The organism is Mesoflavibacter zeaxanthinifaciens subsp. sabulilitoris (genome assembly GCF_014191595.1).
Taxonomy (GTDB): Bacteria; Bacteroidota; Bacteroidia; order Flavobacteriales; family Flavobacteriaceae; genus Mesoflavibacter; species Mesoflavibacter zeaxanthinifaciens.
Window position 1 is genome coordinate 198,459 of record NZ_JACHWV010000002.1, and the last position, 20,530, is coordinate 218,988.

The following is a 20,530-nucleotide window of genomic DNA, read 5'->3' on the forward strand; positions in this document are numbered from 1 at the left end:
GATTTTAGTTTATGCTAAGTTACGATAATAATTTTACAACATCTTTAGCAAAGTAACTTGCAATGATGTCTGCGCCAGCACGTTTTATTGCTGTAACTTGTTCTAGCATTACAGCATCGTGATCTAGCCAACCTTTTTCGGCAGCAGCTTTAAGCATGGCATACTCACCAGAAACTTGATATACTGCAACAGGAACATCGACTTCGTTTTTAATTTCTCTTACAATATCTAGGTAGCATAATCCTGGTTTTACCATGACAATATCTGCACCTTCGTCTATATCCATTTCGGTTTCTCTTATGGCTTCAAAACGGTTTGCATAATCCATTTGGTACGTTTTTTTATCCTTTGGTACATCAACCATATCTACAGGAGCAGAGTCTAACGCATCACGAAATGGTCCATAAAAAGCAGATGCATATTTAGCAGAATAACTCATGATACCAGTGTTGATAAAACCTTCGTCTTCCAAAGCTTCACGAATGGTTAAAATACGTCCATCCATCATATCGCTTGGCGCAACAAAATCTGCACCAGCTTCTGCATGAGAGACGCTCATTTCTGCTAAAACTTCAGCAGTATCATCATTAATAATTTGCCCGTTGTCTACAATACCATCATGACCGTAAGACGAAAATGGATCTAAAGCCACATCTGTCATTACTAACATGTTTGGACATGCGTTTTTTACAGTTTTGATAGCGCGCTGCATTAGTCCATCTGGATTTAAAGCTTCTGTCCCTTTATTGTCTTTTAAGTTGTCGGGTACTTTTACAAATAGCAATACCGATTTTAAGCCTAACTTCCATAGTTCTTCGACTTCATTTTCTAATAAATCTAAGCTGTAGCGATAGTAGTTTGGCATAGAAGCAATTTCTTCTTTTACGCCTTTACCTTCTACTACAAAAAGTGGTACTAAAAAATCGTTTGGAGATATAATGGTTTCTCTAACTAAGCTTCTTATAGCCTCGTTAGTTCTTAGTCTTCTGTTTCTTCTTAAAGGATACATGTAATTATGTTTTTTAAGTGTTTACTTAAATGATTTATTTTGCAAAACCTAGATAATACCAATGGTTATTTTCTTTTACAAATTTAGAATTTTCGTGGATAACATCTGGTTTTCCGTTTTCAAAAAAAAACGCATTAAATTTTACTGTATTTACAGTAGTTTCTAATACTTCTAATTTTATCCATTGAACAGATTTTGCCCATTTTTCGATATTTTTCTTGTCTTTTGTAGGTCTTGTACTTTTATGATGTGTTTGCATTAGGTAATCGCCATTTGCCAATACAAAAGCAGAATATCTTGAACGCATTAATTGTTCTGCTGTTTCTGTTTTACCTCCATTTTTATGAAAGATTTCGCAGCACTCTTTATAGGACTTTTGTGATCCGCAATAGCAATCCATAAATTATACCCAGTTTTTAGGGTTTTTTAGTACGTCTAACAATTTAGCTTCGTCACTACCGTCTTCTGGATTATGGTCGTAAACCCATTGTACATGTGGCGGAAGACTCATTAAAATACTTTCTATACGTCCGTTTGTTTTTAAGCCAAACAAAGTCCCTTTATCATGTACTAAATTAAATTCGACATAACGACCACGACGTATTTCTTGCCAATCGCGTTGTACTTTTGTGTAAGGTAATTCTTTACGTTTTTCTACTATAGGGAGATAAGCTTCAAGGAAACTATTACCAACTTCGGTTACAAAATTGTACCAGTTTTCCATGCTCATTTCTTCTGTTGCTTTGCAATAGTCAAAAAATAATCCACCAATTCCTCGTGCTTCGTTACGATGTGTATTATAAAAATACTCGTCGCAACGGGCTTTGTATTTTGGATAAAACTCTGGATTGTGTTTATCGCAAGCTGTTTTACACACTTGATGAAAATGTTTCGCATCTTCTTCAAAAAGGTAATAAGGCGTTAAATCTTGTCCGCCGCCAAACCATTGGTCTACAATATTTCCGTCTTGGTCATACATTTCAAAATAGCGCCAATTAGCGTGTACCGTTGGCACCATTGGACTTTTTGGGTGAATAACAAGACTTAAACCACATGCAAAAAAATCGGCATCTTCTACACCAAAATACTTTTGCATACTATCTGGTAATTTACCGTGTACACCAGAAATATTGACGCCACCTTTTTCAAACACATTTCCGTTTTGGATTACGCGTGTACGTCCGCCGCCACCTTCTGGTCTAACCCAAATATCTTCTTCAAATTTGGCTTTTCCGTCTATAGCCTCTAAGCCAGCAGTAATTGTGTTTTGTAAGTCTTGTATGTATTGGTAAAATTTATGTTTCATTATGTAATTCGTATAATTCCATGTCTAATGGCTTTTCGCCATTTGGAGTAAATTCGTTTTTTAAAGTTTTAATCCATTTAAAATTAGTATTCTCGGCGACTTTTACGCTTCCAATATTATCTTTATGAACTATAATTTGTAAGGTGTTTAAATGTAATTGATTAAATGCAAATTCGCTTAAACATTTAACAGCTTTAGAGGTAATGTTTTTTCCTTCAAATGGATAACCAATGCAGTAGGCAAATTCCCCTTGTTTTGTATCCCAATTTAGCTCTTTTATATAGGTAATACCTGCTAATTCTCTTGACTCAGATTGTTTTATTGTAAATAGAAATTCTTCTTTATTATTAAACTGTTTTACTTTTTTGTCGACAAATAATTGAGATAACGTTGGAGTTAAATTTTGAGCTAATGTTTTAGGAAAATAGCGTTTTAACCTATCTTGATTTGCAACCATAAAATCGCATAATTTCCAAGCGTCACCGTTATGGATTGGATTGATTTCAAAGTTGTCAAATCTTAAATTCATTTTAATGGCTTAATTTTTCGGCATTAATCACTTGTACAGTTTTTAAAGACGCAGCTGTAACAGACAAAGGTAATACTAGTATGATACCAAAAATAGGGATTAAAAGTAGTAGCATAAAAACAATACCATTACCTATTGCAATACCGCGATAACGTCTGACAAAACTTATACTTTCGTTATACTTAAAATGTCTTTCTAAGGTGTAATCCATATTACCAAAACCAGCATAGTAGGCTTGTGTTAAAAATAGTAATATACTTGATACTATGCCAATTACAGGAATAAAACTAATTAATAATATTGGTATGGTTAGTAATAATTCTCTAGTTAAATTTCTTAGGTTTATTTTGATACCTCTTGATAATTGCTCTGAAAACGATGTGTTACGATGTTGGTGTTTTTGGATGCCTGTTAAATGTGCTTCAATTTTTTCTGAAACTGGACTCATAAATGGTGCAGAAAGTGCCATAATGATATGTCTGTAAAGAATTAAGCCTAAAGCAACAACTACAAAACCACCAATAAAAGAAGAAACGGTTGTAAAGGTTTCTTTTCCCCAATCCCAAAACCATATTTTTGCAATAAAATTTCCAATGTTATCTGATAATCCGTAAGCTGAAATACTAATAATTACTGCTGTTACAAAGCTAATGATGATGGGAATGAAAAAATATTTCCAGAGTTTTAATTTTGAAATTAAGCCAAAAGCTCCTGCATAACCTTGTAACCCTTGTAGTATGTGTTTTATCATAACTTTAGTTTAAAAAGTTGTGCTTTGACTACGCTCTCCTTGACACGTTAGCGATTGAACGGTTTGTTTGAGCTCCTCGCAGAGAGCGAGTAGTGAAAGCGCGACCTACTTTTTTACGTCTATTAGTTGAAATTTATGACTAAATGTTACTAAAAAAGTAGGTAACGCCTTAAAAATTTTAAGCTTTATAGTTTTTTACAGCATCTATAAATGCTTTTGCGTTTTCTAAAGGTATGTCTGGTAAAATACCATGACCTAAATTAACGATGTATTTGTCTTTTCCAAACTGGTTAATCATATCTGTCACCATAGTTTTAATTTTTTCTGGTGAAGAATATAATCGTGTTGGATCAAAATTACCTTGTAAAGTAATGTTATTGCCAGTTAAATAACGCGCGTTTCTTGGTGAGCACGTCCAATCTACACCTAAAGCAGATGCGCCAGATTTTGCCATAACGTCTAAAGCAAACCAACAACCTTTACCAAATGCAATTACTGGAGCATCGTCTTTTAAGGCATCTATGATTTGTTGAATGTATTTCCATGAAAACTCTTGATAATCTTCAGGAGAAAGCATTCCGCCCCAAGAATCAAATACTTGCACAGCGTTACAACCTGCTTTTACTTTTTCTTTTAAGTAAGCAATGGTTGTATCTGTTATCTTTTGAAGCATTTGATGCGCTGCAACTGGATTTGTAAAACAGAATTTTTTGGCTTTATCAAAGTTTTTACTGCCTTGTCCCTGTACACAGTAGCATAAGATTGTCCATGGTGAACCTGCAAAACCTATTAACGGAATCTCGTCATTAAGTTTTTCTTTGGTTGCTTTTATGGCTTGGTAAACGTAGTCTAAAGCTTCTGTAACATCTGGTACAATTACATTGTCTACATCTTGTTGTGTGCGTATTGGATTTGGTAAATAGGGACCAAAATTAGGCTTCATTTGTACCTCAATATTCATGGCTTGAGGAATTACCAAAATATCACTAAATAAAATAGCTGCATCCATACCGTAACGACGTATAGGTTGTACGGTAATTTCGCTTGCTAATTCTGGTGTTTGACAACGTGTAAAGAAATCGTATTTGGCTTTAATTTCCATAAATTCAGGAAGGTAACGACCTGCTTGACGCATCATCCATACTGGTGGACGTTCTACGGTTTCTCCTTTTAATGCTCTTAAAAATAAATCGTTCTTAATCATATTTTTGTCATTCCTGCGAAAGCAGGAACCTATTTAATTAATATTTCATTTTTATGGATTCCTGACTATGCAGGAATGACAGCTATCTTAATTTAATCATTAAGATTCCTACTTTTGCAGGAAGTAATCATTTACTAACTCTATAACGCTTTCTACAGTTGGTACTTTTGCAATACGTACATCTTTAAAATGTTTGCTTGCTTCTTTTGCTGTAGTTTCGCCAATGCAAAATGCAATACCATTAGCAATGTTTTCTTTTTTATAACTCTGTACTGTAGAAGGACTATAAAACATAACTCCTTCTACAGACTCAGGTACTTTTAAACTATCGTATTTTGTTTGGTAGGCTTCAATTTCGTTTACCTTAATATTGTTGTTTTCTAAAATGCTAGGTAAGTCGTCTAAGCGTAAGTTGCTACAGAAATAAGTTACTTCTGTACCTTCCATATATTCAACCAAATAATTGGCTAGTTTTTTTGCGTTTTTTTCGCTGTGTTTAACCTTGCCAATTCTTTTTTCTATTAGTTTTTTGGTACGTCTTCCAACGCAATAGATGTTTTTAAATTTAAGCTCGATAGGAGAGAAGCTTGTCAATAAAGCTTCGACAGCATTTTTACTAGTAATAACTACGTTTTCAATCTCGTTTTTTACAAATCTTGGATGAATGCGGTTAAGGCTTATTTTAATGAAGTCGCTACTTTCTGGCGTTACTTTTTCGTTGAATAAGAAGCGTTGATCTTCTGTAAATGATTTTGTAGAGTAGATATTAACCTGTTTATCTTCATCTTTTAACTGGTCCATTAAACGTTTTCCGCCACGTTCAATGATGTATTCTGCAGCCCATTCGGCTAAATCATAATGTTCACCAACAGGTTTTGTGCGCTTAACTTCAATTTTTTTAGTGCCATCTTTACTTAGTAATACACCATGGAAGTGAATTTCGTCATTTTTAATGTAAGCAGATCCACCTATTGGCGCACTACAACCACCTTCTAATTTATTTAAAAATGTACGTTCTATAGTTGTGCAGATCTCAGTTTCTTCGTGATTAATTTCAGAGATGATGTTTTTAGTTTCTTCGTCATCATCTAAAACTGCAACCATAATAGCGCCTTGTGCTGGTGCCGGTACCATCCATTCTAAATTTACAGAATTTTCTGGTCTTAAATTTAGACGACCTATTCCTGCTGCTGCAAAAATGGCGCCGTCCCAATCGTTATCTTCAAGCTTTTGTAAACGTGTGTTTACATTTCCTCTTAAATCTACAACGTTATGGGTTGGATAGCGGTTTAACCATTGTGCACGTCTACGTAAGCTACCAGTTGCAATGGTTCCGTTTTTTGAAGCTAAAAACTCTTCATTTTTTTTAAACACCAATGTATCACGGATGTTGCCACGTTTTAAAACAGCTCCTTGTACGATGCCTTTTGGTAATATTGTAGGAACATCTTTTAAAGAATGTACAGCAATATCTATATCGTTATTAAGCATTGCAATATCTAATGTTCTGGTAAAAATTCCGGTAATACCAAGCTCGTAAAGTGGTTTGTTTAAGACAATATCTCCTGTAGATTTTAAAGGTACTAATATGGTTTTATGACCTTTTTCTTCTAATAATTTTTGTACTACTTTGGCTTGATAAAGAGCTAGCTCGCTATCGCGAGTTCCTATTCTAATGGTTTTAGACATTGGTTGTGGTGTTTTCTAATTGAAACACTTTTTTTATAAGTTCTAGACTATCGTCTGTTGAGGTTAAATCGTCTTTTAAGTGATGCGCAAAATGGTTAGTAATTTTTTGAATGATATTATTACTAATTAATTCGGCTTGTTCTTCGTTAAAGTTAGCCATTTTTTTGCGTTGCGTATCTAATTCAGCAGCTTTAAAGTCTAATAGTTTATCTTTTAATGCTTTAATTGTAGGTGCAAATTTGCGTGTAGTTAACCAAGCATCAAAATCTGTTTTAATATCTTCTATAATAGACTCTGCTACAGGAATATGTTTTTTTCTACGTTCTAGAGTCTCATCGGTAATTTGTGATAAATCATCTAAATGTACCAGCTTTACATTTTTTAAGTCGGTTACATTTTCGTTGACATTTTTAGGTATAGATAAGTCTAAAATTAATAAGCCTTTTTTGGATTGGATAAGATGTTTGTCTACTGTTGGGTTTTGTGCACCAGTAGCAACAATTAAAATATCGGCTTTATTAATCTCTTCTTGCAGGTTTGCATAATCTTTTACAATGAGGTTAAATTTTCCTGCAATAGCTTCGGCTTTATCTTTTGTTCGGTTTATTAATGTGATGTGCGAATTTTTAGAGTGTTTTACTAAATTCTCACATGTGTTACGACCAATTTTTCCTGTTCCGAATAGTAAAATATTTTTTTCTGAAACATTATCTACATTATTTAAGATATAATGTACCGATGCAAATGACACGCTTGTTGCGCCCGTAGAAATATCTGTTTCTGTTTTTATGCGTTTACTAGCTTGTATTACCGAGTTAAGTAAACGTTCTAAAAAAGGGTTTAATAAATTATATTTTTTTGATTCTGAAGCACTCTTTTTAAGTTGCCCAATAATTTCAAAATCACCTAAAATTTGACTATCTAAACCAGATCCTACCTTAAATAAGTGAGAGACTGCATCATTACCTTTGTAGATATAAGCGTATTTTTGAAACTCTTCTACATTGCCTTTTGAGTTGTCACAAAGTAATTGAATTAGTTGATATGGATGTTGTGCAAAACCATAAATTTCGGTTCTGTTACATGTTGATGTGACTACTAAACTCTCTATTCCGTTGGCTTTAGCTTGTTGCAATAACGCAGTTTTAGAATTTTCATCTAAACTAAAATGACCTCTAATTTCTGCGTCTGCTTTTTTATAACTTAAACCTAAGGCATAGAAATAAGTGCCTAAAGACTTTTGATAATGCTCCATGTTTACCTGACTGGGACTTTATTACGATACAAATTTATATAGTAAGCTAAATAAAAAATAACGCTAAAGGAACTTTTAATATCGATTAGCGTTTTTTATGCATGTTTTTTTCAAAACAATGACAATTATCATACTTTTGTAGTAATCACAATGGTTTTAAGCGCTTTTGTTTAGAATCATTCTAAATAAAAGATAAATATGTCACTTTCAATAGCTAAAAAAAATAACGCTAAAGGTTCTTTTAATGAAACCCAAGTTGATGATGAGGTTTTTGTTTTAACTTATCAAAATGAAACCTCTGAAAATCAAGTTATTGAACGTTTTATAGATAGTGGTTTTATACAGTTTCATTTTTGCTTAAAAGGTGAAAGTACTTTTGTTTTTAATAATGGAACTTATCGTTTGGACATTAAGGAAGAATCTTCTTTATTGCTTTACAATCCAGAAAGAGATTTACCGATACATCTAGAAGTAAACTCAAATTGTTGGTTGGTGACGTTATTGATTTCAATAGAAAAATTTCACGGTTTATTTTCTCAAGAAGCAAATTATATCACCTTTTTAAGTGAAGATAATCGTGATAAAAAATATTATAAGGATGGAAAAATTTCGCCATCTATGGCTATTACATTAAATCAAATTGTGAATTATAATTTAAATTCGTCTATCAAAAATCTATACTTTAAGGGAAAAGCTTATGAGCTTTTAAGTCTTTATTTTAATAAAGGTGAAGATGCAGATATAGAGCAATGTCCATTTTTAGTAGACGAAAGCAATGTTGCAAAAATTAAAAAAGCTAAATATGTTATAATTACAAGGATGTCAGAACCACCAACTTTACAAGAGCTTTCTGACGAAATAGGTTTGCCTTTAAAAAAATTAAAAGAAGGTTTTAAACAAATTTACGGAGATTCTGTATTTAGTTTTTTATTTGATTATAAAATGGAAGTTGCTAGAAAACTATTAGAGTCTGGAGCGCATAATGTGAATGAAGTTGGGTTAAGGGTTGGTTATAGTACAGCAAGTCATTTTATAGCTGCTTTTAAGAAAAAGTATGGCATAACACCAAAAAAATATATTTTATCAAAATAAAAGAGGCGCTTTTTAGCGCCTCTTTTATTATTAATCATTAAGTCGTTTTCTGTCTTTGTATTTGACTTGATCTAGGACTTCTTCAATAAGTTTATCGTCTTCTTTATTGTCGTCAATATAATCACCACTATAACCAGATTTGTAGAATACTTTTGTTTGTAGTTTTTTAGGGTCTTCTGGATTCAAAAATGCAGCGTAGTAGAAGCGTTTATCTTCATCTTTTTCACGTTTTTTGATAAACATGTAAAAGTAAATTTCACCTTCTTTATTGTTGTCTGTTGTAAATTTTCTTTTGCCTATAAATTGAATAGAATCACGTTCTTCTTGAATTGTTTTATTTTCAAAAAGAGTAGATTTTGCATACATCTCTTGAGTTATTTTTTCTTTTAAGTATGGCTTAAATAGCTTATGGCGATACATTTTATCTACTAATATAGCTTGATTTTTAAATTCTTCTATGGTTTTTTTCTTAAGCTTTTCTGGGATATCTTCTTTAGCTTTTTCTAACAGTACGTAATAGGTTGTTAGTGCTTGGTTGTTGTCGCTGTCTAAGAGTTTTTCGAAAAAGATTTTTACGTTTTGTTCGTTTCTATAAGGAAATAGTAGTTTTACATATTGTGGTAAGATACTATTATAGGATTTGTAACCATAATTGTTACCATTACTTAAACTACGTTTTATCTCAATTTTACCGTCTGTTAAGATCTGTTTTTTGTATTTTTTGTAAATCTTAGTTTTTACTACATTACTATCTTTTAGTCTAGTTAAAAGTTTGTATACAGGTTCTTTGTATTCTTTTATTGTAGTGTATTGCATGATGTTAGGAAACAGCATCTTTTTTAATTCTAAAGAATCTTGATAGCTGTAAAACATGTAATTGATAGATTTATCTAGAGGTAAATCTTTACTTAGTAATTCTAAAAACTGACTATAAGACTTTTTTGTCTTTTTATTAATTAAAGATTTTAAAATGGTTGTTTGTATGTCTGGCTCTGAGTAGGAATCTAAGTATAATTGTCTTAGAAAAGCATCGGTACGAGGATCTTCTAAGTTATTTAATTCTGAAATTAAAAAGGTTTTTAAATCTTCTTTATTCTGTGGGAATTCGAAGTTTTTAATCAAATCTATCATTGTGCTAGCATTAGCTTTGCTAAACTTAATTTTAGATTCTGCATTTAAGACAATGCTGTCATTATTTTTTAATGCTTCAAAGAATAGAATGGTTTTATCGTTAAATACCGATTTACCTAAAAGTGTATCTAACGGTTCAAAGGTGTCGTAAAATTTAGTGATAAATTCTGAAGGTTCAGCAATAGAATCTGTTAAAGTTTTAAGTTCAAAAAGAGCACCTTTTTTAAGGATGTTTTTTACCAAGATTTCTTTAGCGCTTAACGAGTCTTTTATAGTGAAATCATAGTAATATTTATCATCTCTTTGATACTTTTTCTTATCTGTTATTATATATTTTTTATAATCACTACCGTAGTCTTTATAATCCTTAAAAGGATTTAATTTATTGTCAATCTCGTTCCATAAACTATCAATGTTTTTGTACATCTGCAGGTCATGAAATTTGATTTTAGTGATGTTTATTTGCTCGTTAGCTTTAGAGAAGTAAGTAGTGCTTTTTGTTTTTTCTTCATAATCTTTTTTCTTGCTGCTGTAACCGTAGTAATTATCAAAAGATGGTGCTTTTGTGTTTGTAATTACCGAAAAATATAGTGTAGTATCTATAGTTTTTTTAAATCCGTGATGTTTGGTAGCTTTAAATTTAAACGAATCGAAAAATGCTTTTGCTTTTTGGGTATCTTCACCAACGTAACCTAACAGATAATAACTACCATCTTTTATAATGCTTTTAAGATGTATGTTTTCTGCGTTGGTCGAATCTTTTTTTGCAATACCAGTATAACTGTAATATGGTTTTTTATCGAAGCTACCAGTATGGTCGTCAATATCTAAATCTTTAAAAAAGTTAGTGACAATAAATTTAGCTTCAAACTTATCTTCTTCTATGTAAAAAGTATCATTAAAAGCGCCTTCTTTTAAGAAGTAGTAGTTATTATCAACTTTACCTTGTATAAGTTTTTGTCCTGCATTTTCAAGGTTTTCTGTAATCATATATTCAGGAAAGTCAACTTCATATTTATTATAGTTTGAAGTGAAATTTTTAAACTCTGAAGTCTGTGTTTTAAAAGTAATAGAGTCAAAAATATCTGCCTCTTGATTTAAAACATAATTTTTTGGACCAGCTAATTTTATAATAATTATCTCTAAAGGTGTTTTGTAGATATGGTATTTTTGATAATCGCCTTTTTTGGTTTTATTCAAAATACTTATGCCAGGATAAGGTGATGTTATTTTTTCCTTTTTAATGATGTCTCCAGGAATATCTTCAAATAAAAAGTCATTTAAACGTTTTAAAGTAATGTCTTTTTCATGAGGTAAATAGTTAAAAGTATTAAAGCGATTAATGGTTAAATATGCACCATTAGTCATATCTGGAGAGATGTAATATTTTTGACTTCCGTAAGCAAACTCATATAGTTTGGTAAAAGTATTTAGGCTTATAAAATGATCTGGTGTACTATTTAAAGTTGTTTTTTCTGGTAGGATATAATCTTCAATTGCATCTTTTTTAGCCTTGCCAACCTCGGTTTGTTTAGATAATAATGGTTTTACTGTGTATCCTTTTTTTCTAAACATTTCTAGCATGCCTTTAGAGCCAGGTAAATGTGCGGCACCAACACCTGCAAATACAGTTTTAGATTGCATTAAACTATCCATAACATGCACCATATTTGCATTACGCTTGTATAGCATATGTTCTCTAAAAAACTCTGTATTTGTAGCTTCTCCAATAGAGTCTAAAAGCTTTAGGTTTCTGTCTCTGTAGGTGTTTTCTTGAAGCAAATACGGACTTTCTTTTTCGTAAATTTTTTGTAACCACGGGTCTATTTTTGGTTTTGTGGCATTGTGTTGAGCTTTACCAACTAAAAACCGAGACTCTTCTAAATCTTCTAAACTATAAACACCTTTTCCTTTTTTCTTACCAGCTTGGTAAATAAACATATCTAGGTAAGTTTCTTCTTCAAAGTTGTCAGAATATCCATCTTTACGATACAAATAACCGTTAATCATACGATTATCTGCTCTTATACTTCCTCTAATTTCTACTTCTTCAGGATGTTCAATTCCCATTAAATTAGAGTAAAAGTTTTTGTCATAATTTCTGTAACTATAATTTTGAGGAGAAAGTGTAAGGGTTTGGTAATTAAAAGGTAACCAAGAAGAAGGATCAGACTCTAAAGCTACAATTTCACTTTTATCTAAAGCTTCAAAAAAAACATCGTCTAGTCTAAAAGCTACTTTTTTACTAACGTGCATTGTCCCATAAATATAGGATGGTTTGGTTAGACCATTACCTGATATTTCCCATAATAAACTTTGATTTTTTTCTTGAGCAATTGATGTAAGCGAAATTGCGCAGAAAAGCGCAATGATATATTTTTTCATATGTTAATGTAATAGCAGTAAGGTAAATATATTAAACTAAATTTGATAATAAAGGTTTTATTTATGTAATCATAGACTTTAAGTATGTATAACTAAAAGAAATAAAATGGTATTATAAAATTAGAGTTGTATTTTTACACTCTTAAATTTTTGCAAATGAAAAAAGGAGTACTTCTAGTTAATTTGGGCTCTCCTGATAGCCCTAACCCGAAAGATGTAAAAAAATATTTAGGAGAATTTTTGATGGATCCGCGTGTTATTGATGTGCCAAAATGGGCAAGAACCCTTTTAGTTAAAGGGATTATTCTTAACACAAGACCAAAACAAAGCGCTAAAGCGTATCAAAAAATTTGGTGGGAAAACGGATCGCCTTTAATTGTTATTAGTGAAGAATTACAACAAAAAGTACAAGAGCAAGTAGAGTATCCTGTAGCGTTAGCAATGCGTTATGGAAGTATGACCATAAAAAAAGGATTGCAAGAGTTAGTTGATAAAGGTGTAGAAGACGTATATTTAATACCGCTTTATCCTCAATTTGCTATGGCAACTACAGAGACTATTTTGGTTTTAGCTGAAGAAATTAGGCAGCAACATTTCCCTAATTTAAAGATTGAAAGCCTGCCAGCGTTTTATAACAAACCAGAGTATATAAAGACGCTTTCAGAATCAATAAAATCTCATTTACAAGGTAAAAATTACGACCATTTATTGTTTTCTTATCATGGTGTTCCAGAACGCCATATTAGAAAAAGTGACATCACCAACGGACATTGTAAACCAAGTGATATTATAGATTGTGCATGTTGTAAAACCGAAAGTAAAGCACATGAGTTTTGTTACAAACATCAATGTAAAGAAGTAACACGATTAGTTGCAGAATATTTAAATTTAGAAGAAGGAACTTACTCAACATCCTTTCAGTCTAGGTTAGGGTTTGATCCATGGTTACAACCTTATACAGACCGTACTATAGAGCGTTTAGGTCAAAGTGGTATAGAAAATATGGCAATAGTAACGCCAGCTTTTGTTAGTGATTGTCTAGAGACTTTAGAAGAAATTGCTATGGAAGGTGAAGAGATTTTTCATGAAGTTGGCGGTAAAGATTTTACCACGGTACCATGCTTAAATACCGATCAAAATTGGGTAAATAATTTAGTCAAATGGATTGAAGAATGGGCAAAAACACCTGCAACAATCTAAATGAAAAATAGTAATTCATCTAATTTAGGAACAGAAACTATAAGTAAATTATTGGTTAAACAAGCAGTTCCGGCATCCATAGGTATACTAGTAATGTCTTTAAACATTTTAGTAGATACCATTTTTGTGGGTAATTGGATTGGATCTGTTGCTATTGCGGCAATTAATGTAGTACTTCCGGTATCTTTTTTTATTGCTGCTTTAGGGATGAGTATTGGTGTTGGAGGATCTTCTATTATATCTCGTGCTTTAGGTGAAAATAATTACAAAAAAGCATTACGTGTTTTTGGTAATCAAATTACGTTAACTCTATTATTCACAATAATATTTGTAGTTTTTGGGTTGTTTTTTGTAGATAATATCATTCCCGCTTTTGGCGGAAAAGGTGATATTTTTGAGCCAGCAAAAGTCTATTATACAATAGTTCTTTATGGCGTTCCGTTTTTGGCGCTTTGCATGATGGGTAATACAGTAATAAGAGCAGAAGGCAACCCAAAATTTGCAATGTACGCTATGCTAATACCATCTATCGGTAATCTTATACTTGATGTTGTTTTTATCAAGTTTTTAGATTTAGGAATGGCAGGCGCTGCTTGGGCAACAACAGGATCTTACTTATGTTGTTTTATGTATATTTTATGGTATTTCTACTCAAAATATTCAACCTTAAAAATTCAAACTAATCAATTTAGGTTAGATACTCCAATAGTAAAAGAAATAGCTAGTCTTGGATTTGTCACTTTATCTAGACAAGCTGTGGTTAGTGTTACGTATTTATTTTTAAATAATATTTTATACAAATTAGGAGGAGAAACATCGGTTACAGCTTACGCTATTGTTGGTCGTATGTTAATGTTTGCTCTATTTCCTGTGTATGGTATTACACAAGGGTTTTTACCAATAGCTGGTTTTAATTACGGTGCAAAAAACTATAAACGGGTCAAAGAAACCATTTTCACAGCCATTAAATACGCTGTTGTTTTAGGAACATTAGTATTTATTTTGTTAATGGTTTTTCCTGAGTTTATCACAAAACTATTTACTTCAGATACCGAAGTTTTAAAAGAAACACCTCATGCTATGCGTTGGGTTTTTGCAGTAACACCAATTATAGCCATACAACTTATTGGAGCAGCTTATTTCCAAGCAATTGGTAAAGCTACACCTGCATTATTACTTACTTTAACAAGACAAGGTTTTATTTTTATACCGTTGTTGTTGGTATTGCCAAATATGTTTGGAGAACTTGGTGTCTGGATTAGCTTTCCAATTGCAGATGTCCTATCTACTATAATTACAGCTTATTTTTTATATCGTGAAGTTAAAACTAACTTAGCACCAAAAGACTAATGGAATATTATAATTACATAAAAGCGTTACACCTTATTTTTGTTGTGACTTGGTTTGCGGGTTTATTCTACATTCCGCGACTATTTGTATACCAAATAGAAGCGTATCATAAACCATCGCCAGATAAAGAAATTTTAGGAGAACAATTAAAGTTAATGGCAAAACGCTTATGGTTTATCATTACTTGGCCAAGCGCAATTTTAGCAACTATTTTTGCAATTTGGTTGCTTATTTTGCAGCCTGTTTGGTTAAAACAACCATGGATGCATGTTAAATTAACCTTTGTAGTTTTATTATATATTTACCATTATATGACCCATGTTTACTACAAACAATTACAAAAAGATGAAGTTAAAAAGACTTCAAATTTTATGCGACTTTGGAATGAAGGAGCAACATTTATACTCTTTGCAGTTGTGTTTTTAGTAATTTTAAAAAGCGCCATAAACTGGGTATTTGGTGTTATAGGTATTGTAGTTTTAGGAGTGTTATTAATGCTTGGATTTAAGATCTATAAACGCATTCGCGAAAAAAATCCTAACGCTTAAATCTTAATCTAATATTTTGGTTTGATTATTGCTATATTTAAGAAATGAAATTCGGAAAACTTTCTTTACGATTACGCATATTTATAGCAATGATTTCTTTAGTGCTATTAGCTTCTATATTAATAGCATTAGTAGCTGCGTATCAATATAGAGAAGAAACACAAGATTACCACAAACAACGTTTAGAACGTAAAGAAACTAGTATAAAACGTCACATAAATTTTGTGATAAGAGAAACGTCTTTTGAGGTTGTTCCCGATAAAATTCCCTTCATTTTTAAAGAAGAAATCTATAAAATAGCAGACGTACATGGGCTTCAAGTTAATCTGTATGATTTAGAAGGTACTTTATTAATTTCGTCTAAAGCAGCATTACCACAAGATGTCAAAGAAAAATGCTTAAATGCAGAGGTACTTAATATTTTAAATTCGACTGTTGATCATAGATATGTGCAAAAACGTGATGTAAAAGGACAAAGTTTTAGGTCGTCTTATACCTACATTACAGATCAAAAATTTAAGCCTTTAGCAATTTTAAATTTACCATATTTAGAAAATGACGATTTTCTATCACGCGAGTTGAATGAGTTTTTTGAGCGTTTAGGATATGCTTATTTACTGATGTTAATCATAGCAGTGTTTTTAGCATTTTTAATTTCAAAATATATTACAAAATCCCTAAAAACGATTAGTGAAAAGATTAAGCAGATTAGACTTGAAAAACGTAATGAAAAAATTGCTATTAAATCGTCTTCTTCTGAAATTGATACACTTGTAAAATCTTACAATAGTATGATTGACGAGTTAGAGGAAAGTGCTGTTAAATTAGCAAGAAGTGAGCGTGAGCAAGCTTGGCGAGAAATGGCAAAACAAGTAGCGCACGAGATTAAAAATCCTTTAACGCCAATGCGTTTGACGGTACAAAGTTTTCAAAGAAAATTTGACCCACAAGATCCCGATATTATCAAAAAGTTAGACGAATACAGTAAAACACTTATCCAGCAAATAGACACAATGAGCTCTATAGCAAGTGCATTTTCTAACTTTGCAAAAATGCCTGCACAGCAAAACGAAATGCTTAACGTAGTTAAAATTATAGATTTAGCACTAGATATTTTTAACGAAGATTATATAGAGTTTTTACCAGAAAAAGAAGAAATTATTGCCAAGTTTGATCGTACTCAGTTAATACGTGTAGTTACTAACTTGGTTAAAAACGGAATACAAGCCATACCAGACACTAAACAACCAAAAATTGTAGTGCAGGTACTAGATTTAGGTACAGAAGTAAAAATTAATATTTCTGATAACGGTGTAGGTATTTCAGAAGAAAATTTACACAAAGTTTTTGAGCCAAAATTTACTACCAAGTCAAGCGGAATGGGGCTTGGGTTAGCTATGGTAAAAAATATTGTAGAAACTTATAAAGGAACCATTACCTTTGTAACTCAAGAAAACACAGGAACTACTTTTACGGTTTCATTTCCTAAATAACTAAAACTTTTCTATTATGAATTTTGAAAATATTTTAAGTACATCCAATCAAGGTGTAGCAACAATTACAATTAACAGACCATCAAAGTTAAATGCTTTAAATAAAGCTACAATTGAAGAACTTCATCAAGCTTTTAAAGCGGCAGATCAAGATAAAGATATAAAAGTGATTGTTGTTACAGGTAGCGGCGAAAAAGCTTTTGTTGCAGGTGCAGATATTAGTGAGTTTGCAAATTTTGATGTAGAAAACGGAGGTAAATTAGCAGCAAAAGGACAAGAAATTTTATTTGACTATGTACAAAATTTAAGTACACCAGTAATTGCTGCTGTCAATGGGTTTGCACTTGGTGGCGGACTAGAATTAGCAATGTCGGCTCATTTTAGAATTGCAAGTGATAATGCAAAAATGGGCTTACCAGAAGTTAGTTTAGGTGTAATACCTGGTTATGGTGGTACTCAACGTTTACCTCAATTAATAGGTAAAGGTCGTGCTATGGAAATGATTATGACTGCAGGAATGATAGATGCACAAACGGCGTTAAGTTATGGCTTAGTAAATCATGTGGTGACTCAAGAAGAATTATTACCATTAGCAGAAAAAATTGCTGGAAAAATCATCAAAAACTCTAGTGTTGCAATAGCTAAAGCTATAGATGCTATTAATGCTAATTATAAAGATGGTATTAATGGTTTTGAAGTAGAAGTTAAGCATTTTGGAGATTGTTTTGGTACCGAAGATTTTAAAGAAGGTACAACTGCGTTTTTAGAAAAAAGAAAAGCAGATTTTCCTGGTAAATAATCTATTAAAACATAATTTTATATAGGTGAGCTAAATATGGCTCACCTTTTTTATATAATATGTTTTAATGAGTGCTATTATTTATTAAAAATTAAAACATAAGCATAATATTGTTTTGTAATTTTACAAAAAATATAAAATATGTTTAATAGTTTGATAAAAAAAGGACGTGGCGCGCAGCAAAACATAAACAATCGTTTTTTTGAATTATCTCAAGAAGTAAGAGACGATTTTTTAGAATATTGTGAAAAAGAAGGTGAGGTAGCAGACAATGACAAAACACAATATTTAGAAGTCTATCCAAAAACTATTGTAAATAAAGTAAATTCTCCAGATGTTGGTATGTCATATTCTATGAATATGTATCAAGGTTGCGAACATGGATGCATTTATTGCTATGCAAGAAATAGTCACGAATATTGGGGCTATAGTGCAGGTTTAGATTTTGAAAGACGTATTCTGGTAAAAAAAAATGCGCCACAACTTTTAGAAGATTTTTTAAAGAAGAAATCATGGAAAGCACATCCAATTGTTATGTCTGGCAATACAGATTGCTACCAACCGGCTGAAAAGCAATTTGAAATAACCAGAAAATGTTTAGAGCTATTTTTAAAATATAAACATCCAGTCTCAATAATTACTAAAAATGCTTTGGTTTTAAGAGATTTAGATCTTTTAAAAGCATTGCAAAAAGACCAGTTAATTAGTGTAAATATTTCCATTACATCTTTATCAGAACAGACAAGGCGTATACTAGAGCCAAGAACAGCTACCATAAAAAAACGACTTGAAACCGTAAAAATTTTAAGTGAAAATAATATACCTGTTAATGTCATGTTAGCGCCAATAATACCATCTATAAACAGTCATGAAATTTTACCGTTAGCAAAAGCAGTAAGTGAAGCTGGAGCATTAAGTATTGCGCATACCATAGTAAGGCTTAACGGTGCAATTGGGCAAGTATTTACAGATTGGATACAGAAAAAAATGCCAGATAGAGCAGAAAAAGTACTTAATCAAATTAAAGACTGTCACAACGGAAATTTAAACGATTCTAGATTTGCAACACGCATGAAAGGTGAAGGTAATATTGCAAAACAAGTTTCAGATTTAATGCAACTGGCTAAACTTAAATATTTTAAAGATAAAGTAATGCCAACATTAAACACAAACCTACACGAAAGTTGTAAAGACGGACAATTAAAGTTATTTTAGTATTAATTTGTTAGTCATTTCGAACGTAGAGAGAAATCGCATAACGTATAAAAGATGGTGTGTTTTACTTTTTTATTTCACTTCGACTTCGTTCAGCGAACAAGATTAGGAATAATATTTTAAACTACTTCTCACCATGCCATTCAGCATAAAACTGCTTTAAAAAATCGACCATGTAGTTGTGTCTTTCTTCAGCAATTTTACGACCAGTTTTAGTGTTCATTTTGTCTTTTAACAATAATAATTTTTCGTAAAAATGATTTATAGTTGGTGCAGTAGATTTTTTGTATTCGTCTTTTGTAAGGTTTAAATTAGGTTTAATATCTGGATTGTAAAGTGCTCTATTTTTAAATCCACCATAATTAAATGTACGTGCAATACCAATAGCACCAAGTGCATCTAACCGATCTGCATCTTGTATCACTTCTAATTCTTTAGATTTAAATGCAGAAGCATTATCTATATTAGAACTAAAAGACACGTTTTCAATAATTTTAATAACGTGATTAATTACTTTGGTAGATACGTTTTGTTTCATTAAAAACTCTCCAGCTATTTTTGGTCCAACAGTATCGTCACCATCATTAAATTTACTGTCTGCAATATCATGTAATAAAGCGCCAAGCGCAACAACTAATTCGTCTACCGTTTCACCTTTACTAATTAATAACGCATTGTTGTAAACACGTTCTGTATGAAACCAATCGTGTCCACCTTCGGCATCTTTTAAAGTCGTTTTTACAAAGGTTTTAGTAGCTTCAATAATTTGATTATTTTTCAAAAGTGATGGCGTTTTTAATGGTGTTTTCTGTAGTTTCTATAAGTGTTTGTGTATCGTAATCACTAATTTTTAAAGGTTTATGTACAGTATATTTTAGGCGATAACCAATACCCATAGGAAATTTTCCGTAAATCAATGTTTTCCAAGAATTATTTATCGTAACAGGAAAAATATAAGCATTAGGCGCATGCTCGATTAAAGTTGCTAAACCACGTGTCTGAAACGGTTTTGGTTGTCCATCACGACTACGCGTTCCTTCAGGGAAAATAACTACGCTTCTATTATTTTTTTCAATATAAGCAGCCATTTCTTTAATCTTGCTAAGTGCTTGTTTGGCATCTTTACGATCTATTAAAACCGATCCACCATGACGTAAATTATAAGAAACACTTGGCAAGCCTTTACCTAATTCTTTTTTGCTAATAAACTTGACATGAAACTTGCGCATAAACCATATTATTGGTGGGATATCGTTCATGCTTTGGTGATTAGCAACAATAATTACAGGCACATTAGTAGGTAAATCGCTTGGCACTTTAAATTGATAAGTACAGCCTAAAAAATGCAAGCAACGTGTCAAGCAAAAATTAAGATAATCTACACTTTTTTTATGTGCTTGATAGCCAAACACATTAAAGCAAAACCATTGTATTGGATGAAAAACAAGTAAGCTTAACCCAAAAAATAGGAAGTAAATACAAGTTAACGGATAAGCTAAAAGTTTTCTCATTAGTAGTGATTTTTTAAGTTTCAAAAATAAAAAAACCACGATAAAAAATCGTGGCTTTTAAAT

At 31.8% G+C, this 20,530-nt stretch carries 18 protein-coding genes; 7 read left to right on the forward strand and 11 right to left on the reverse strand.

Annotation, left to right across the window (positions count from 1 at the left end):
- Positions 1 to 19 precede the first annotated feature (19 nt).
- From hemB to hemA, 8 genes are all read right to left on the reverse strand, one after another.
- Positions 20 to 1,009 carry a porphobilinogen synthase gene (hemB, locus tag FHS04_RS03715; protein ID WP_106680603.1) on the reverse strand — a complete coding sequence of 330 codons (990 nt, stop codon included), beginning with the start codon at positions 1,007 to 1,009 and terminating at the stop codon, positions 20 to 22.
- Between the two features lie 34 nt (positions 1,010 to 1,043).
- Complete coding sequence (locus tag FHS04_RS03720; protein ID WP_106680601.1) at positions 1,044 to 1,409, reverse strand: YchJ family protein; 366 nt, start codon at positions 1,407 to 1,409, stop codon at positions 1,044 to 1,046.
- Between the two features lie 3 nt (positions 1,410 to 1,412).
- On the reverse strand, positions 1,413 to 2,315 hold the full coding sequence (gene hemF / locus FHS04_RS03725; RefSeq protein WP_106680599.1) for an oxygen-dependent coproporphyrinogen oxidase: 903 nt from the start codon (positions 2,313 to 2,315) through the stop codon (positions 1,413 to 1,415).
- Entirely contained in the window at positions 2,305 to 2,844 is a 540-nt protein-coding gene (locus FHS04_RS03730) for a GNAT family N-acetyltransferase (protein ID WP_106680597.1), read from the reverse strand. The genes hemF and FHS04_RS03730 overlap by 11 nt, the downstream gene beginning before the upstream one ends.
- Before the next feature lies 1 nt (position 2,845).
- Positions 2,846 to 3,595 carry an EI24 domain-containing protein gene (locus tag FHS04_RS03735; RefSeq protein ID WP_106680595.1) on the reverse strand — a complete coding sequence of 250 codons (750 nt, stop codon included), beginning with the start codon at positions 3,593 to 3,595 and terminating at the stop codon, positions 2,846 to 2,848.
- A gap of 178 nt (positions 3,596 to 3,773) precedes the next feature.
- On the reverse strand, positions 3,774 to 4,799 hold the full coding sequence (gene hemE / locus FHS04_RS03740) for a uroporphyrinogen decarboxylase (protein ID WP_027879207.1): 1,026 nt from the start codon (positions 4,797 to 4,799) through the stop codon (positions 3,774 to 3,776).
- Between the two features lie 108 nt (positions 4,800 to 4,907).
- Complete coding sequence (gene hemC / locus FHS04_RS03745) at positions 4,908 to 6,488, reverse strand: hydroxymethylbilane synthase (protein WP_106680593.1); 1,581 nt, start codon at positions 6,486 to 6,488, stop codon at positions 4,908 to 4,910.
- A complete protein-coding gene (hemA, locus tag FHS04_RS03750) occupies positions 6,481 to 7,743 on the reverse strand; it encodes a glutamyl-tRNA reductase (RefSeq protein ID WP_027879205.1) in 1,263 nt (420 codons plus the stop codon). Before hemA ends, hemC begins: the two co-directional genes overlap by 8 nt.
- A gap of 198 nt (positions 7,744 to 7,941) precedes the next feature.
- Between hemA and FHS04_RS03755 the strand changes: the two genes are divergently transcribed.
- Positions 7,942 to 8,835, forward strand: coding sequence for an AraC family transcriptional regulator (locus tag FHS04_RS03755; protein ID WP_106680591.1), 894 nt, complete (start codon positions 7,942 to 7,944; stop codon positions 8,833 to 8,835).
- A 30-nt stretch (positions 8,836 to 8,865) separates the two neighbouring features.
- Here the strand turns inward: FHS04_RS03755 and FHS04_RS03760 are convergent, their stop codons facing one another.
- Positions 8,866 to 12,351 (reverse strand): TraB/GumN family protein, encoded by a 3,486-nt coding sequence (locus FHS04_RS03760; protein WP_106680589.1) that lies wholly within the window; start codon positions 12,349 to 12,351, stop codon positions 8,866 to 8,868.
- Between the two features lie 156 nt (positions 12,352 to 12,507).
- Here FHS04_RS03760 and hemH point away from each other — a divergent pair, with 156 nt between their 5' ends.
- From hemH to FHS04_RS03790, 6 genes are all read left to right on the forward strand, one after another.
- Positions 12,508 to 13,551, forward strand: coding sequence for a ferrochelatase (gene hemH, locus FHS04_RS03765; RefSeq protein ID WP_027879202.1), 1,044 nt, complete (start codon positions 12,508 to 12,510; stop codon positions 13,549 to 13,551).
- Positions 13,552 to 14,901: an MATE family efflux transporter gene (locus FHS04_RS03770; RefSeq protein WP_106680587.1), complete on the forward strand. Its 1,350-nt coding sequence runs from the start codon at positions 13,552 to 13,554 to the stop codon at positions 14,899 to 14,901.
- Entirely contained in the window at positions 14,901 to 15,449 is a 549-nt protein-coding gene (locus FHS04_RS03775; RefSeq protein ID WP_106680585.1) for a CopD family protein, read from the forward strand. The genes FHS04_RS03770 and FHS04_RS03775 overlap by 1 nt, the downstream gene beginning before the upstream one ends.
- Before the next feature lie 44 nt (positions 15,450 to 15,493).
- Entirely contained in the window at positions 15,494 to 16,942 is a 1,449-nt protein-coding gene (locus tag FHS04_RS03780; protein ID WP_106680583.1) for a sensor histidine kinase, read from the forward strand.
- A 16-nt stretch (positions 16,943 to 16,958) separates the two neighbouring features.
- The gene (locus FHS04_RS03785) at positions 16,959 to 17,741 is read left to right on the forward strand and encodes an enoyl-CoA hydratase/isomerase family protein (protein ID WP_106680581.1); all 783 of its coding nucleotides are present in this window, start codon (positions 16,959 to 16,961) and stop codon (positions 17,739 to 17,741) included.
- Positions 17,742 to 17,882: 141 nt separating this feature from the next.
- Positions 17,883 to 18,956 carry a PA0069 family radical SAM protein gene (locus FHS04_RS03790; RefSeq protein ID WP_106680579.1) on the forward strand — a complete coding sequence of 358 codons (1,074 nt, stop codon included), beginning with the start codon at positions 17,883 to 17,885 and terminating at the stop codon, positions 18,954 to 18,956.
- A 124-nt stretch (positions 18,957 to 19,080) separates the two neighbouring features.
- Here FHS04_RS03790 and FHS04_RS03795 read toward each other — a convergent pair whose 3' ends face one another.
- Positions 19,081 to 19,737, reverse strand: coding sequence for an HD domain-containing protein (locus FHS04_RS03795; protein ID WP_106680577.1), 657 nt, complete (start codon positions 19,735 to 19,737; stop codon positions 19,081 to 19,083).
- Positions 19,727 to 20,467, reverse strand: coding sequence for a lysophospholipid acyltransferase family protein (locus FHS04_RS03800; protein ID WP_106680575.1), 741 nt, complete (start codon positions 20,465 to 20,467; stop codon positions 19,727 to 19,729). Before FHS04_RS03800 ends, FHS04_RS03795 begins: the two co-directional genes overlap by 11 nt.
- Between the last annotated feature and the right edge of the window lie 63 nt (positions 20,468 to 20,530).

Bases quoted from the DNA above. Each gene is read 5' to 3' on its own strand.
- hemB (WP_106680603.1), bottom strand. From the start codon at position 1,009: ATGTATCCTTTAAGAAGAAACAGAAGACTAAGAACTAACGAGGCTATA.
- FHS04_RS03720 (WP_106680601.1), bottom strand. From the start codon at position 1,409: ATGGATTGCTATTGCGGATCACAAAAGTCCTATAAAGAGTGCTGCGAA.
- hemF (WP_106680599.1), bottom strand. From the start codon at position 2,315: ATGAAACATAAATTTTACCAATACATACAAGACTTACAAAACACAATT.
- FHS04_RS03730 (WP_106680597.1), bottom strand. From the start codon at position 2,844: ATGAATTTAAGATTTGACAACTTTGAAATCAATCCAATCCATAACGGT.
- FHS04_RS03735 (WP_106680595.1), bottom strand. From the start codon at position 3,595: ATGATAAAACACATACTACAAGGGTTACAAGGTTATGCAGGAGCTTTT.
- hemE (WP_027879207.1), bottom strand. From the start codon at position 4,799: ATGATTAAGAACGATTTATTTTTAAGAGCATTAAAAGGAGAAACCGTA.
- hemC (WP_106680593.1), bottom strand. From the start codon at position 6,488: ATGTCTAAAACCATTAGAATAGGAACTCGCGATAGCGAGCTAGCTCTT.
- hemA (WP_027879205.1), bottom strand. From the start codon at position 7,743: ATGGAGCATTATCAAAAGTCTTTAGGCACTTATTTCTATGCCTTAGGT.
- FHS04_RS03755 (WP_106680591.1), top strand. From the start codon at position 7,942: ATGTCACTTTCAATAGCTAAAAAAAATAACGCTAAAGGTTCTTTTAAT.
- FHS04_RS03760 (WP_106680589.1), bottom strand. From the start codon at position 12,351: ATGAAAAAATATATCATTGCGCTTTTCTGCGCAATTTCGCTTACATCA.
- hemH (WP_027879202.1), top strand. From the start codon at position 12,508: ATGAAAAAAGGAGTACTTCTAGTTAATTTGGGCTCTCCTGATAGCCCT.
- FHS04_RS03770 (WP_106680587.1), top strand. From the start codon at position 13,552: ATGAAAAATAGTAATTCATCTAATTTAGGAACAGAAACTATAAGTAAA.
- FHS04_RS03775 (WP_106680585.1), top strand. From the start codon at position 14,901: ATGGAATATTATAATTACATAAAAGCGTTACACCTTATTTTTGTTGTG.
- FHS04_RS03780 (WP_106680583.1), top strand. From the start codon at position 15,494: ATGAAATTCGGAAAACTTTCTTTACGATTACGCATATTTATAGCAATG.
- FHS04_RS03785 (WP_106680581.1), top strand. From the start codon at position 16,959: ATGAATTTTGAAAATATTTTAAGTACATCCAATCAAGGTGTAGCAACA.
- FHS04_RS03790 (WP_106680579.1), top strand. From the start codon at position 17,883: ATGTTTAATAGTTTGATAAAAAAAGGACGTGGCGCGCAGCAAAACATA.
- FHS04_RS03800 (WP_106680575.1), bottom strand. From the start codon at position 20,467: ATGAGAAAACTTTTAGCTTATCCGTTAACTTGTATTTACTTCCTATTT.